The sequence below is a fragment of the Alteromonas sp. 4NH20-0104 genome (genome assembly GCF_057547795.1).
The window spans coordinates 12,131-28,594 of record NZ_BAAJLP010000023.1 but is presented as its reverse complement, the minus strand read 5'-3'; the positions used below and the strand labels follow the sequence as shown (position 1 = coordinate 28,594).

At 40.6% G+C, this 16,464-nt stretch carries 12 protein-coding genes; all 12 read left to right on the top strand.

The annotated features are described in order from the left end of the window. Positions 1–45: 45 nt before the first annotated feature. The 12 genes from AC27IB_RS15975 to AC27IB_RS15920 all read left to right on the top strand — a co-directional run bounded on the left by AC27IB_RS15975 (position 46) and on the right by AC27IB_RS15920 (position 16,463). Positions 46–774 (top strand): hypothetical protein, encoded by a 729-nt coding sequence (locus tag AC27IB_RS15975; protein ID WP_487122144.1) that lies wholly within the window; start codon positions 46–48, stop codon positions 772–774. A 3-nt stretch (positions 775–777) separates the two neighbouring features. Continuing rightward, positions 778–1,893: a GDP-mannose 4,6-dehydratase gene (gmd, locus tag AC27IB_RS15970; protein ID WP_487122142.1), complete on the top strand. Its 1,116-nt coding sequence runs from the start codon at positions 778–780 to the stop codon at positions 1,891–1,893. Positions 1,894–1,895: 2 nt separating this feature from the next. After that, positions 1,896–2,567 (top strand): sulfotransferase family 2 domain-containing protein, encoded by a 672-nt coding sequence (locus AC27IB_RS15965; protein ID WP_487122140.1) that lies wholly within the window; start codon positions 1,896–1,898, stop codon positions 2,565–2,567. 8 nt (positions 2,568–2,575) lie between these two features. After that, complete coding sequence (locus AC27IB_RS15960; protein ID WP_487122138.1) at positions 2,576–3,163, top strand: sulfotransferase family 2 domain-containing protein; 588 nt, start codon at positions 2,576–2,578, stop codon at positions 3,161–3,163. A 35-nt stretch (positions 3,164–3,198) separates the two neighbouring features. Beyond that, positions 3,199–5,703, top strand: coding sequence for a tetratricopeptide repeat protein (locus tag AC27IB_RS15955; RefSeq protein WP_487122136.1), 2,505 nt, complete (start codon positions 3,199–3,201; stop codon positions 5,701–5,703). 42 nt (positions 5,704–5,745) lie between these two features. Further along, positions 5,746–6,876: a hypothetical protein gene (locus AC27IB_RS15950; RefSeq protein WP_487122134.1), complete on the top strand. Its 1,131-nt coding sequence runs from the start codon at positions 5,746–5,748 to the stop codon at positions 6,874–6,876. 11 nt (positions 6,877–6,887) lie between these two features. Then, positions 6,888–8,186, top strand: coding sequence for a cytochrome P450 (locus AC27IB_RS15945; RefSeq protein WP_487122132.1), 1,299 nt, complete (start codon positions 6,888–6,890; stop codon positions 8,184–8,186). A gap of 328 nt (positions 8,187–8,514) precedes the next feature. After that, the gene (gene fcl / locus AC27IB_RS15940) at positions 8,515–9,474 is read left to right on the top strand and encodes a GDP-L-fucose synthase (RefSeq protein ID WP_487122130.1); all 960 of its coding nucleotides are present in this window, start codon (positions 8,515–8,517) and stop codon (positions 9,472–9,474) included. Positions 9,475–9,528: 54 nt separating this feature from the next. Further along, complete coding sequence (locus AC27IB_RS15935) at positions 9,529–10,695, top strand: nucleotide sugar dehydrogenase (RefSeq protein ID WP_487122128.1); 1,167 nt, start codon at positions 9,529–9,531, stop codon at positions 10,693–10,695. 18 nt (positions 10,696–10,713) lie between these two features. Continuing rightward, on the top strand, positions 10,714–11,823 hold the full coding sequence (locus tag AC27IB_RS15930; protein ID WP_487122126.1) for a hypothetical protein: 1,110 nt from the start codon (positions 10,714–10,716) through the stop codon (positions 11,821–11,823). 197 nt (positions 11,824–12,020) lie between these two features. Then, positions 12,021–14,714 (top strand): glycosyltransferase, encoded by a 2,694-nt coding sequence (locus AC27IB_RS15925; RefSeq protein WP_487122124.1) that lies wholly within the window; start codon positions 12,021–12,023, stop codon positions 14,712–14,714. A gap of 15 nt (positions 14,715–14,729) precedes the next feature. Next, positions 14,730–16,463, top strand: coding sequence for an O-fucosyltransferase family protein (locus AC27IB_RS15920; RefSeq protein ID WP_487122122.1), 1,734 nt, complete (start codon positions 14,730–14,732; stop codon positions 16,461–16,463). Position 16,464 lies beyond the last annotated feature (1 nt).

Sequence of the window (16,464 nt, the reverse complement as noted above, 5' to 3'; positions counted from 1 at the left end):
TGTTCACATATACCTTCCTTAAGTCAGTTGATAAGTAACAGATAAATGAAAGCTATACTTTTAACCTACGATAAGCAGAGCGGGCTTGCTGAGCTAGTAGTAAAATCTTACGAAGCGCTTGTAGGAAGTGATCTAGCGATTGAGTTTTTGATTCCCTACCAGTCAATTGACACATATAAGGACTTTAAATCTGACAATGTTAGATTCATTCATTCGACTAGTGGCATAAAAGAGTCTGTCAACGCACTCCTCACTGATATCGACGACGATGAATGGGTGCTTTGGTGTATTGATGACAGATATCCCGTAAAAGTCGATAAAGATAAGTTCATGGCAATGGCCGACAATTTGTCAAAGGGCAATGTAAACTCATATACTAATGGGTTTAAACTTACTAAGTGGGTCGAGCCTGTAAATGCTGATGTTTTGGAGTTCAGTGGGGTATCATTTCAGGCTCAAGATGAATGTGGGATGACTGGTTTTTGGCATCACCAATTTGTCAAAGCTAAGATCCTGCGAAAGGTATTTGTTGATTGTGAAGAGTATCACAATGACATTAGATTGCTAAATAACCGACTTCATAAGCAACACTCCCTGGATTATTTAGAACACGTGCATGTTCCTTCTACCTCAGTCGTTTGGTTTAAAGAGCCTCTTAAGAAAGGACTGCTAACCATTAATGGCATAGAAGATTTGAAAAAATATAACTGCCCTGTACCAGACTACGATACTATAAAACACGACATATATTTTAATCCTGTAGATGAAAGATAGATTATGAAAAAAGCACTTATTACCGGTGTAACCGGCCAGGACGGCTCCTATTTAGCCGAATTTTTATTAGAAAAAGGATACGAAGTACACGGTATAAAGCGCCGTGCCTCTTTATTTAACACAGAGCGGGTAGATCACATTTATGAAGATCCGCACAACGAAAATCCAAAATTTCACCTTCATTATGGGGATTTAACGGACACGTCTAACTTAACCCGTATCTTGCAGGAAGTGCAGCCGGATGAAGTTTATAACTTGGGTGCACAATCTCACGTGGCCGTGTCCTTCGAAGCGCCCGAGTATACCGCAGATGTCGATGCCATCGGTACCTTGCGTCTGTTAGAAGCGATACGTTTCTTAGGCTTGGAAAAGAAAACCCGTTTTTACCAGGCTTCAACTTCTGAGCTGTATGGCTTAGTACAGGAAATTCCACAGAAAGAAACTACGCCATTTTATCCGCGCTCGCCTTATGCTGTAGCAAAAATGTATGCATATTGGATCACCGTAAACTATCGTGAATCTTATGGCATGTACGCTTGTAACGGTATTCTTTTTAACCATGAGTCTCCACGTCGTGGCGAAACCTTCGTAACCCGTAAAATTACCCGGGGTATTGCTAATATTGCTCAAGGACTCGAAAAATGTTTGTACCTCGGCAATATGGATGCCCTGCGAGACTGGGGGCACGCCAAAGATTACGTGCGCATGCAATGGATGATGCTTCAACAAGAAAGTGCAGAAGATTTTGTTATTGCTACTGGCAAACAGATCTCGGTACGTGAATTTGTGCGTATGAGCTGTAAAGAAGCGGGCATTACTGTTGAGTTTAGTGGTGAAGGCGTAGATGAAATCGCGACCGTCACGGCTGTTGAAGGGGATAATGCGCCAGGCGTAAATATTGGGGATGTGGTTATAAAAGTAGACCCACGTTATTTCCGTCCAGCAGAAGTGGAAACGTTGCTGGGTGATCCTTCTAAAGCCAAAGAAAAACTGGGCTGGGTGCCAGAAATCACCGTTGAAGAGATGTGTGCAGAAATGGTCGAAGGCGATTTACAAAAGGCCAAGCAACACGCCTTACTTAAGAAGCATGGTTATTCAGTAGCCGTTGCAAAGGAATAACTTTGCTGGTTTCGCACCGCAAGCGATTTATTTTTGTTAAAACTCAAAAAACGGCTGGCACTTCGGTGGAGTCGTTTTTTGAAAAATATTGCTTTAAGGAAGGGACGTGGTCACGAGAGCATTACCGGGATCAGGAGATTTCTGATTATGGAATGGTCGGCGGCCGGGGGCCAAATGCAAAGTGCGACATACTCCATTCCCATTTTACAGCCGAGAAAGTTAAATCTCTATTGACACCTGAAATATGGGATAGCTATTTTAAATTCTCAATAATTAGAAATCCTTTTGACAGGCTAATATCTCGATTCTTTTTTAATATGAATAAAGAAGATTCGAAATATCTAGAGACGCGCGACAAGTATACTGTAATACAGGACTTCAGATTGTTCGTTAGAGCACGACAATACCCCATCCTTAATCACTTGCTTATTGAAGGGAAGCAGGCAATGGATTTTCTAATTCGTTATGAGGATTTACATCAAGGCGTTCGTACAGTGATGGATAAACTTGATGTTAATGAGGATGTGTCTTTTTTACCGACATTTAAATCAAACTTCAGAGATCCAACTTTTACCGCTTCGATACTTTACGATGACGACACAGTTGATTTAGTGAAAGAGCAATATCAAGCAGAGTTAATACTGTTTAACTATAACTTCGAGCAACTAAATTAAAAAATTGTATGATATCTACCGAACGAAAGTTCATTTTTCTTCACTATCCAAAAACGGCAGGAAATAGCTTACAAAATCACCTGATTCAATTCTCAAGTGACGAAAAAGTATGTGAAGCGGCTCATCAGGATGGTGATGAACGATTTCAAGTTATCAACCGCAGCCTCGGGACCAGAAAACACTCTAAACTGGGCGATTACGAGAGTGCTCTTGGCGCCGATGAGCTTAATGAATACTTCGTTTTCTCTACTATTCGGAATCCCTGGGACCGAATGATCTCGCGATTTTTCTCTCCTCACCAAAAATCAAGGATATGGGATCGATCGGAGTTTATTAAACTTGTGGAAAACGAGGATACTTTTGAAGATTACTATCGAACAAAAAGCAATAAGCAACTTGATTATATTATTCGATTTGAATCTTTAGATAGTGATTATGATGCTGTCTGCACACTGTTAGACATTTCGAAAGCAAGGTTAGTCAAACGAAATGCCTCTGTACACTATGATTACAAGCATTATTATGATTCTGAATTAAGAGAGCTAGTAGCTCATAAGTACCAGAGAGAAATTAAGCTTGGTAATTACAAATTCTAATTAGCCACAATCATTCATTGCGATAAGGTCTCCAAATGCATAATAAAAATGCATCTTCTGTAACGCTAAAAGACTGTGAAGAGTTGGTCAAATGCAAACATTACGAGATTGCACTGGATAAATTAAATCTACTCAGCGCCAGATTTCCAGAAGGCAGTCTTAATTTACTCTACATAAGGACCCTCTTAGGCCTTGGGAAGCTCGAGGAATGCTTAAGCTATGTCGAAAATGAGCTAAAACATAAGCCCCAAAATTACCAGGTCTTACTGTTCAAAATTAGGGTCCTTATTGATTTAGGGCAAGCAGAAAATGCACTCTTAATACTCAATAACCTAACAGTGAAGTATCCTCGCAGGCCTGATTTGTTGAGGTTGAAACTAGAGATTGAAACGCAATACGCAAATACTGAGATCATCATATCCACATTTGAGGAGCTTTTAAGTGTTAAAAATAGGAACGCGGAGGATGTACTTCGCTACGTAGATTTTTTAAAGGAGCAATCCCAATTTCACCGTGCATTGAGAGTAATAAACGCTTCACAGGATCAGTCGCATCGGGGGGAATTATTATTTATTCAGCAATTAGATATAAATATAAAGCTTGGATATATCGATAACGCTCTTGAATTATACGAACAACGTGCAAGCTCACAATCACAAGCTTGGAGTTTGAAGTTTGTCAGATTTATTGTTCCTGTCCTTTTTGAATTCAAATCAGTAAATGAATTTACAAATGAAATTGAAATGTTGAGAGGTAATATTGCTGAGCCTGAGCGGCTTGATCTCATTGTTGACCAGTTCTTTGTTGATAAACAGGAAAAGTATTTAGATTACTTTTTGGTAAAAGCAGAGTTGTTTGAAGTGTCCTTTTCTCAAAGTGTTAAAGTGTTTTCAGCTTTAATTAGAAAGCAGGACTTCATCAATGCCAGAAGGTTAGCGATATTACTTCTAGATGCTGGCGAGGAGTCGCATGCTGATGTTAAATTCATATTGGCATTATCCTTTAATTGCGGTGAGCTTGCCCTGGCAGGCAAATTTATGCTCAGTTCTTTAGCTCATAATGAGATTGAAGAAGATTTGGCTGTACTCATATTGAAATGTGCAATTTCAGTTAACGTAAGGTCAGAAGTTTTAAGTTTTATAGAGAAAAACACTCAAAGATACAAAGGGCAACTGTGGTGCCTGGAGTGTGCAAAATTCTACGCTCGAATTGGAAATACCGGGCATGCAATTAGTTTAATGATCTCATATATCCAGACCACGGAAAATAACAGTGAAGTGCTAACAGAGCTCTCTCAATTTTGTTTTAAGTTTGAATTATTTGAAGAGCTGGCACAATTCTTATTAAAAAATCAGTTGTTAGATAAAGTTTCTAATGCAAGATTGGAAAAGTTATTTGTAAAACTTGTCACTAATGATTGTGTTCTTTATCACCAGATTCAAGAGCATATATTGTCTCAAGCACGCAGACAGTATTCCCCTCACTTTATCTGGGCTCTACATTATCTGGGCCAAACTACAGTTGCCATTAAACTTTTAGAGCCCTTACTGAAGAATAGAGATACTCAAACTGACGTCTATTTACGACATAGGCTGTTTTTGGAATCTCAGAATATGTTTCCAGAATCATTTGTTGAACCAACTAATAGCATTTCTCGAATCAGAAATCGCAGTAATGTACTTGACGCGTACTACAAGATTTTCTCTGGTGGCTCTATTTATTTCGAGCATGACATTCACCTTGCCACTTGGACTCTATTAAATACGTACTTAACAAAATATGCTGCTTCACCTGACTTGAATGAGGATGAATTTAAAGAGTATTTGTGGGGGCAATCGAGCCGCTCTTTATATAATAAAGTCTTTATGTCTGCAGAAATCGATACTAGTGAGATCTCAAAGTATGTCGTTACAAAAGGATTGAAGGATGTGCAAGCTGTCATTAATACAGGTCAACCCATTGCGATTGTTAGCTCTCATTCCATATCGTCTTTTACAGTGCCAAGTTTATTGGCGTTGTTCCCTGAGCTGAACATTATTCAGTGGCAACTTCTTGACAAAAGCGCCTCGATTATTGGGAATAGAGGGATTTCTTTGGGGGATGGGAAAGTCATAAGCAATTCAAAGTCAGAAATTAAAAGATTAATTTCCAGCTTACGCTCCGGAGTTCCTGTTTTTGGTACAGTAGACCAAACTGTAACCTATGATGCTGACATGAGCGGAGAATCATTCAGTTTGAATCCAAATTTAGCAATTGTAAAAGGTATTTGGTCTCAGAAAGCGAAATCTTTCTGGTTGGAGTCTAAATATGAGAACGGGCGAAATGTATTAAGCTTTTACCCTCTGCCAACGCCTTCAAAAGAAGATTACAAGATAAATGAATGGTACCAGAAATGGCAAAACAGATGCGCTACATTTATTAGGCAGGAATTAAGCCATACAATGCGCAATATTGTGCCAGAAGTTAATGCTCTTAAAGCAATATGCCTCAAAGAATCAGCGTCTGATTTCGCTGAGATTTCAGCCATGTTAACCAGGTAAGCCTGCTGCAAGGTTACTTATTTTTGTAAAAAAGGAGGGGTAATGGGGGAGCGCTCAACAAATTCTAACGAGCTCATCGAGGATGCCAGGAGTATCGTAAATCAAATTCATTTCTTTACTTCATCAGATTTAGTATTGAAAGCCCGGTACGAAAAGGCGAAGAAAACAATCCGAGCATTTAGGAAACCAGCATTTTACGAAATTGAAACGAAGTGTAATTTGAAATGTGAGGGGTGCTATTACTTTGAAGGTGGTGATACATGGCGTATTGATATTGAAAAGCCTTTGAATGAATGGAAGTCTTTTTTTGAAGAAGAGAATCGTCGCGGTGTTACTATGGCATACTTCGTTGGTGCTGAGCCGGCTTTATCCCAAGAACGTTTAGTCACTGCTGCTGAGTATTTCCAGTGGGGCAACATAGGAACAAACGGCACTATAAGATTAAGTGATGAAATACCTTATCGAATAGGGGTATCGGTTTGGGCCGGTGATGAGAAGGCAGATATCAAGCTACGCGGAGCGAATTCTTTTCGAAAAGCGTTAAAAAATTATCAGGGTGACCCCAGGGCGATAATGTTATTTACGGTAACCCCTGAAACTACATCGCAAGTTGCAGAGGTAGCGAGATTGTGTCGGGAGCATGGAGTAGAACTGACGTTTAATATGTATTCACCAACACATTCTTACCTCAAAAAAATTGATAGTTCTGCGAAGAACGATACAAGTTTTTTTAGGTTCAGTAGTGAGAGAAACTCTCTGGTATTTGACCAGACAAGCTTGGCTGAGGCGAGAGATGCAATGGGTCAGGCTATCGAGGACTTTCCTGAAACGGTTAGATATTGTCACGAATATAATGATTATATGTGCAAGCCAGGAAGTCGCTATAGATTAGATTCTGATGGTATAGCAACGGATTGCCAGTCAAGAATAGTTGACCCCATGCGTTATTACACTGTCGACTTTAACTCTAATTCAGTTAAATGCTGTACACCTGATGTTGATTGTTCTGACTGTCGGATGTATTCAGGGGGGTGGTCCTCTCGATTTGTTCCGTCTAAACGAGATGTTATTAGTGTTAATGCTTTTACTGGCTGGTTAAATACAATAGATACTCTGGGACGAATCTTTTTATATCCACTGCCTGAGTGGCTCGTGAATGATGTTGCTGGCTAGGAAGTAATAAAATGAATGGCTTCAATGTTCCTTCATTACAGTTTTTGAGCGCAGAAAATATTGATTGGAAAAGCTCCCCGTCTGAGTTGACTCGCTTTCGTGAGAATACCAGGCCAGCTGAGCTACTTGATTTACCTTACTTTGTTGGCCCAACTCAAAATAAAAAGTTTTTCTTTATTACGGACCCTGAAATAGTAGATGAAATTTTAATATCCGGTGGACAGAACTACCCCAAAGCCGCTATTCAGCAAAGGTTAGGCCGTCAAGTCTTTGGGCCAAGTATTAATGGCACCCTTGGACAGCAAAATAAGAGACAAAAGGAGTGTTTAAAGTATTTTTTCACCGGAAAACAGGCTGAAAATGTCAAAAAAGTTGCCAAAGCCGCAACAATTGATGCCATTAAACGTTGGCAAAAAGAGGGGGAAATTGACCTTTGCCGAGAGTTTGGTGAGTTAGCTCTGCAAATTACCTGGGCTACGTTATTCGGCAGTAATCAGTATTTAAAACGAGAACCGATAGTTATCGATACGATAGACAAATTGCATTCGCTAGATAAAAGTGATTATAAAGGGTCTGCACAGGTACTATCGTTGCTGATTGAACATTTCATTGCGGAAAAACGCTGGCTAACACTTGATAAAAATAATCCGTTCAGGGGCGTGGTTGAGGGAAAGCCTGCTGAAGCAATAGATTCTTTAAGTATCGGTGAAACGAGAGCTAACGCATTACTTATGGCTGCTTCAGCGCATATTACAACTGGTGTTACCTTGTCTTGGTGTTTTCGTCTCCTCGCGCAGTTCTCACAGTATCAGGAAGAACTTTATCAGAGCATCAGGGCAGATGAGAGTGGCGCTAATACAAAGGAACTGGTTAGAAATTGTCTTAACGAAACAATGAGATTATTTCCGCCAGTGCCTGAAGTGTTGCGTGATGCGAAAACTGACTACAGGTTTTCCAGTTTAGAGATCCCTAAAGGTAGCTTGATAATGCTCCCATTCTATTTTATGCACAGGCATAATACATTATGGGAGAAGCCTAACGAATTTCATCCAGAGCGCTTTCGCCGAAGCCTCTTAAAAGGAGGTGAGCCTAAAAAACGAGGTTTTTATCCGTTTTCTAATGGTGATTATGGTTGCTCAGGAATGACTGTGGCATGGTCTGAAATGATTTCAATTCTGGTTACATGTATTAAGTACTTGCAATTTGATATTTCAAAAGCATCCAAGCCGGACATGTCGATTGATTTAGGCACTTTGCTATACCCGAAAAGTCCATTAAATTGTATTATAAAGGCAAGAAATGGCAATTAACATTTAAGAAGGCTTGTTGTCTTAATTTTTAAGTAGCCTTCGTAAATGAAGTATTCTCTTGTAATGCGTTGGATTAATAAACTGTTATGTCGAGCGCTGTTGATGGTTTGAAAGCGTGATAAGCTTAAAATATGAAATGCTCTCTCAAAGGTAAGAAGCATGGAGTCAGTTTAGTTGTCCTACAGTTGTAGCCGCTTGTTCTTGCTATTGTATTGTAGCACTTGAAGTTTCTCGGACATGGGATGTCGAATCGTAGGTATTCCTCCATTAATTATTCAAGTCGACGTGTATATCTGAGAAAAATTAAGTTAGAGGTAGATAAAAAGAAATGAAAACAGTATTCGTAGCCGGCCACCGGGGCATGGTAGGTGCAGCAATAGTAAGAAAATTAGAAACGCGGGATGGCGTTAACATTGTAACGAAAACCCGAAGCGAACTGGATTTAACTAATCAGGCTGCGGTTTCACAGTTTTTTGCGGACACTAAGGTTGATGAAGTTTACCTGGCGGCCGCCAAGGTAGGAGGCATTCATGCTAACAATACCTATCCTGCAGAATTCATCTATGAAAATCTGATGATAGAAGCCAATATCATTCATGCGGCGCACGTTAACGATGTACAAAAGCTGTTGTTCTTAGGCTCCAGTTGTATCTACCCCAAGTTGGCTGAGCAGCCCATGACCGAAAAAGCGTTGCTTACCGGTACACTGGAAGAAACTAACGAACCTTATGCCATTGCCAAGATTGCTGGTATTAAACTGTGCGAAAGCTATAACCGCCAGTATGGTCGTGATTACCGCTCGGTAATGCCTACTAACCTGTATGGCCCGAATGATAACTTCCATCCGGAAAACTCTCACGTTATTCCAGCACTGTTACGCCGTTTCCACGAAGCCGCGCAAAGAGGTGATGCAGAAGTGGTAGCCTGGGGTAGTGGTAAACCCATGCGTGAGTTCCTGCATGTAGATGACATGGCTGCTGCCAGTGTGCACGTAATGGAACTGGATGAAGTCACTTATGATGAAAACACCGAGCCAATGTTAAGCCATATCAACGTTGGTACGGGGGTTGATTGTACCATTAAGGAACTGGTTGAAACGGTAGCCAAAGTCACCGGGTTTAAAGGAGATATCGTCTGGGACACCACAAAACCTGACGGAACCCCACGTAAGTTGATGGATGTATCACGTCTTCACGCCCTAGGTTGGCAGCACACATATAGCCTTGAGGATGGGTTAAAACATGCGTTTGACTGGTTCCTGGCGAATCAGAATGATTTCAGGGGTTAGATTCCGGTATCTACGGATCAGGTTGAAACAGTTATACTTTGGGAAGAGAATAAAATGAAAATTGCTGTAGTCGGAATGGGATATGTAGGGTTATCAAATGCAGTATTACTTGCGCAACATAATCCTGTAAAAGTCTTAGAAATAGTGCCTGAAAAGGTCAAAATGGTAAATGACAGGATGTCGCCTATCGAAGATAAGGAAATTTCACATTTTCTTTCGACTAAGGACTTAGACCTCATTGCTACCAGTGATGCCAGTGAAGCTCTAAAAGATGCAGAGCTTGTTGTGATTGCTACACCTACGGATTATGACCCGGAAACAAATTACTTTAACACCAGTACGGTCGAAAGTGTGATTAAACAGGTTCTGGAAACGAACTCCAATGCGGTAATGATCATCAAGTCGACGGTACCTGTAGGCTACACTCAATCTGTTAAAGAGCAGTTTAATACGAAAAATATTATCTTTACGCCAGAATTCTTACGTGAAGGTAAAGCGCTGTATGATAACTTGCATCCGTCACGTATCGTTATTGGTGAGCGTTCAGAGCGGGCAGATAAGATCGCTGGTTTATTTGTTGAGGGCGCGGAAAAAACAAATGTTGATGTGCTGTTCACAGATAGTACAGAGGCGGAAGCCATTAAGTTATTTTCCAATACCTATCTGGCAATGCGAGTCGCTTATTTCAACGAATTAGACAGCTACGCCGAAAGTCATGGTCTTGATAGCCGCCAAATCATTGAAGGGGTAGGTCTTGACCCTCGTATTGGTACGCACTATAACAACCCCAGCTTTGGCTATGGCGGATATTGCTTACCAAAAGATACCAAACAATTGCTAGCGAACTATAAAAATGTTCCCAACAATATGATTCAGGCTATCGTTGAAGCAAACCGGACACGGAAAGACTTTATTGCCGATTCAATTATTAAGCGGAGCCCTAAAGTGGTAGGGGTTTATCGTTTGGTCATGAAGTCTGGTTCTGATAACTTCAGAGCATCTGCTATTCAGGGCATCATGAAACGGATCAAAGCCAAGGGCATTGAGGTGGTTGTTTATGAACCTGAATTGCAACAGGAAGATTTCTTCCACAGTAGAGTGATAAACGACCTTACTGAATTTAAGTCAATGTCTGACGTTATTATTGCTAATCGCCAGGCTGAAGTGCTAAATGATGTGGTTGAAAAGGTATATACCCGGGACTTGTTTGGTAACGACTGATATCTGAGAATTAAGCATTTGGTTTACAAAGAAACACTTCGATTAATATCAGCTGTAGCTGAGGTTTTTCGGAACAATAAAGGCATCTCTAAGCAGGAAAAAATAGCCGTTTTGGGGGCTTCTCTAAGTGCTCAGACCGTTAATCATAAAACCGGAGAACTAACCGGCTATGTCGAAGCATTTAGACGCAGGAGTGAAGCTGAATTAGCTTTACCGCCTGAAAATATCATTCAGTTTGCGTATGGAGGAAACCGCCTTTCAGATGCAGGGCTCATTAGACTAGAAGAAGTTATCGAGGCTAAACCCTCGGTGTGTATTGTTGAACCAATTGTTGAAGATGTCTCCCGCGGCCGCGAAGCGGGAGAGGCGGAATATTTATACGTATTTAAGAAACTAATTTCAAACAACATCCTTCCAATTGTATTTTGCGTTCCGTTACCTTTGAATGATGAAGTAATGGAAACGCAAAGATACAGAGTATGCAAAAAACTTTGTGGTCAGTATAAAATTCCCATAGTGACAGTGGATTTGGCTGACGCGATTGAATCAGGAATTGTGTTCGAAGGACTTCATACTAAAAGCGAAAGTGCTTCTTTTGTTGCTGACGTGCTGTTCAAGTTTATTGGGGCGCTACAGATCAAAAAAGGTCTGAAGAGACTGCGGCCTTTAAAATCCCTGCCTTTATCCTCGTTCACATTTAAAGCAATCGACAAAGAGCAAAACAGCCCGTGGCGTTCATTACAGTTTACTTTTAACAGCGACAAGACGTCTAGGCTGAAAGTTATCCAGCGGCAAAATATCGGGCCCTTTTCTCCGGTGTTAGACGTATCGACGATCGACTCTAAAACTAATGCTGTGTTAAGTACCAAAAAGGTGTCAGTCTGGGATCGTTATTGTTATTACCAGCGGTCATCATTCGTTATTTTATGCGATATTGAACTGCCTCAGTTAAATGGAATGGTGAGGGTTGAAATGTCTGGTGATGACCCTGATTATCGAAAGTGTACAAAGTTTGACGGTACATGGCCTCCAGCCGATAAGCGCAGATTGGATCCTATCAGTCCTTTGTTTATACTGGCAGATTGTCAAATTGAAGTAGCAAACCTGTCCGTTGAATACACCGATTAAATGTCTTGCGTTCCAGTGAAGTAAAGTTGCCAGCCAAAACCGCGTTCAATCTAAACTCTTATGTGACAGCTTAGCTGCGATGTTCTTATTGTGGTTGCATAGATTGATCCTGACGTTTATGCTTGCGGGCCCGCTGTAGATAGCTTTCGTGTCAATAGTAGTAACGTTACTGATATAACATATGACGGAATTTAACAATGTTCAAATCCTTACGTAAAAGTCCTTTTTCAAAAAAGAAGTCAACCCGAAGTCAGGTTGAGCTTATAAAAAGGTCTGGGCTTTTTGATTCTGAATGGTACCTGAAACAATATCCTGACGTTCAGGCATCCCAGCAAGATCCCATTGAACATTATTTATTGAATGGCGCTCAGGAAGGCCGAAACCCCGGCCCTGACTTCGATACGAACTGGTATCTCAATAGCTATCCTGATGTAAGAACTGTTGGGCTTAACCCACTGTTGCATTTTATTGAACACGGCAAGTCTGAAGGAAGGGGGACTAAATCGGGAAGCGCAAGTTTTGTTGTTAAACCTAGCCCTTCAAAGGTTGCCGAGTTGAGCAAGAAGTTGTGGGGAGGCTTCAGTGGCCCAGCCCTTGAGGAATTAAAGGATATTGCAAATAATGATTCAATTTCCGGAAAAGACAGGGCGGCGGCACTTTATTCACTGGCACGTTGGTACGGTACAAGTAATGACTGGGCGGAAGTGAATGCCTGTATTAAAAAGATTCGCCCTCTGAACCTTCAGTTTTATCGTTCCAAAAGAGTCAAATTGCTATTGGTAGAAAGTTATCTTCAACAAGGAATGCATGAAAGAGCGTCAGATTTTATTGCGCCTACTCTTGAGTCTAAGTTTGATAGTGATTTTGTTTGTGCACTTTCCAATCAACCTTTAACAGCTGATGAGAGATTGCAGACGCTAAACCGAATTTATGCACATTATGGCCTGGCCGAGCTAAGCTTTGTTGAGCCTGCTAAAGGAATGACGTTTGGCAATCTTGATGTTCAGGCTCCACTTCTGAAAATCAGTGGTGGGCCAAAGGTTAGTATTCTGGTGCCAGTCTATAAAGCGGAAACCTTTATTAAGGTAGCGATAAACTCATTGTTGGCACAAACTTGGGGTAATATTGAGATTGTTGCAGTAGATGATTGTAGCCCTGATGATTCATTTAATATTCTGCAACAAATAGCAGAGTCGGACTCCCGTCTGAAAGTGTTTAGAAATGACGTAAATTTAGGGGCATATGGAACTCGTAATAAAGCGCTAAGTTTGGCTCAAGGGGAATTCATTACCGTTCACGATAGTGATGACTGGTCGCATCCCCAAATGCTTGAAGTCCAGCTCGGAGCGATGATGAGTGATCCCCGGCTTAAAGTGACTTGTTCAATGATGGCAAGGGTGCATGATGATATGCGCTTTGTTTTGCGGCCACAGCGTAACAACCTGGATTACGTTCATCGTAGCTATCCTTCCGTTCTTATTCGTCGAAACGATCTTAAACATCTTGGTGAATGGGATGGTGTTTCCGCTAATGCAGATGACGAGTTTGTGCAAAGAGCACGTATATTGTGGGGTAAGGACTCGGTTAAGGATATATTAACAGGCGTTCCTTTATCTTTCTTTTTGGTTCATGAAAACTCATTAACTCAAAACAAGAAAACAAGCTTGAATAGTCTAACATTTGGTATCAGGCAGGAATATTCAAGACAGGCAAAATATTGGAAAGACCACAAGGTAGATACATCTGCAGAAAATGTGATTACAAATAGAACTAGCTTGAAGGAACCGTTTCCGATTCCTGCTGGGTTAGCGCCAAATAACTGGCCGATAAATACGCATTATGATGTGGTTATTATCTCTGATTTGAGTTTACTCGGCGGCACGAGACGATGTAATGAGGGATATATTATGGCTGCACTCAATGCAGGCCTTCGTGTTGGATTATTTCACTGGCCCCGGTATGATCTGAAAACCGCCGAGATTGCCAATGAATATACAGAACTAAGTTACGATGATAACGTTGACTTCCTTGTGCATGAAGATGAAATATCCGCAAACCTTGTTATTATCCATCATCCTCCAATTTTAAAATATGAAATTGACGCAGTCCCCCAAATTGATTGCAAAAAAGTAGCTATTTTAGTTAATCAATCACCAATGCAGTTATGGACAGAAACGCCTCATTATTACTGCGAGAAGGATGTTGATAGTTTATGCGTACGATTATTTAAGCACGCACCAATATGGATACCAATATCCTCCATTGTGGCAGAAACCTTGAAGCTTGCTGGTGGAGCACGTCCCCTACATAGTGAAACATGGTTTCCGCCTTATAATCATCACTTACCTAAATCAATACCGGCTATGCCTTTAGATTTTGGTGAAAACAGAAAGATTATTTTAGGTCGTCATAGTCGTGACCATTGGACCAAGTGGCCGAAGACAGCCAAAGACCTGAAAAAAGCATATTGCGCTGAAAGTACTGTTATTGATGTGAAAATCCTTGGCGGCGCAAAAACTCCGAAAGAATTGCTTGGTGAGATTCCAAAAAACTGGGAAGTATTAAAGTTCGATTCAGTTAGTGTTTCGGACTTTGTAAATGAATTAGATTTTTTCCTGCACTTTACCAACGAAGATTATATCGAAGAGTTTGGTCGCAATATTATGGAAGCAATGGCAGCTGGGAAAGTCGTTATTTTACCTGAGAATTATGAGATCGTTTTTGGTGAGGCTGCAATTTACGCTAAGCCTAAAGATGTTGAGTCTATTATTCTCGCTTACTGGAATGATGCTGATATGTACTCCGCTCAAGCAGCGAAAGGCTTTGACTTCGTATCTAAGAACTGCAGTATCTCTGTTGTAGAACAGAAAATCAAAAGTTTGCTTAACTAAGGAAAGTACAGGTAAATGCTATTCGGAAGTAATTTTATTGAATTGTTGTGCGATTCTGAAAACTTGGAAGAGATTTCTAATCTGTGCTCAGCGGAGCAAAGCTCTCACTCTAAATGGTCGCGGGAGAATGATGCGAACGGTGTATTGTCAGATTGTGATAGAGAGTTTGCTAATCATACAGATTTTGAATTTACACCTTGGTTGACCATTGATTTAAAGCAGCAACGCTATCCTGAATATATTATTGTGCAGAATCGGGCACGGAAGCCGTTTGATGAGATAGCCGCCACTCTTAAAGTAGAATGTTCAGAAGATAATCAGTCATTCTCTGTGCTGCATTCTGGGAAAATATTTTTTGAAAGTTTACCTAATGGTGTGCCATTAATTTTACCGCTGCAAAGTAAACTTAAGTTTCGTTATCTTAAACTGAGTTTGAGTTCCGACGTCAAAGTGCCGCTTCATTTAAAGCGGGTCAATATTTTGGTGCGTAAAAAACCGGCATTGGCGCAAGATCCAAATGAATTAACATTTTACTCTGCTCGAACCGATGGGCTTGGGGAGCGCTTAAAGTCTTTATTAAACGCCATGGTACTATCCAGATATTATAAGGCTGACTTTAGGTTTACCTGGACTAACCCTCCGAATTTAGGTGAGACTCATTCAGTTGATGATGCAAGAGTTACTTTTTCCGAGGAGTTTCTGGAAAATCACTTGGTGGAAGAGCTTCCTGAGGAACTTTTGGAGCTTGATAATAAACCTTTGAATTTTGAGCAGGTATTTGAAAGCGCAAAAGCGATCAAAGTGACTCAGAATATATTTTATAGACAGATACCGTCGCTAAAAAACCATATACCGCGGTCAGAGTTTTGCGATGCATTTTATGCCATTCAATTTACGCAAGATGTTGCTGATACCATTGAGTACGCTAAAAGCATTGAGATCCCAGATAACTCTGTTTCTTTACATTTAAGAAGCGGTGACATCATTTATGGCAGATACCGGCACGACGATCGTTATACAAATAAAGTGATATCATATGTTCAGGCTGACTACATGATATCTGAACTACAAAAGGCTGATACTACAGTCGTTATTTTTGGTCAGAACTCGGAAGTTTGCAGATATCTAGCCAATAAACATAATAACGCTTTATACATGGGGGATGTTCCTGCTGTCATGGCGTTAGACTCTCTGCAGTTGTCCTTGTTTGATATGGTTTTGATGTCGCGAACTAACGTCATATTCGCTGGAAACAGCGGGTTTTCGCAGCTTGCGGAGTTAATTGGTAATGCCAGAATTCGAAATCCTGCAACGTTTTTTAATGCAAGCAAAATGGCATCTCACATCGAAGCTTTCTTAAAATCCGAAGAAACCAGAAACTTTGATGAGTTGCAGAATGCTTTTAGTTGTTGGCATTATGTTTTTAACTTCAAAAATATTATCTCAAAAGAATCATCAATTGCTATGCTGAAAAATGCTGCGTTCTTTGATCCGGCTAACCTCTTTTATTTGATAGTCCTTTCGGTTCTATACTTTGACAATAATCAAGTGAAAGAATCGGAAGCAGTCATACAAGATATTCTTAGTAGAAAAGATGATATCAATGAGAAGTTCGGCCATTACAAGTTCCTGAAAACTTACAGGCATCCGGATGGAAGCAGTCCGTTGAAAAACTATCGGGACAGGTTGAAGGCTATGTATGACGCAGGTCTCTGCGGGGCTGATATATTGTTTACCGATTTGGTTTAAA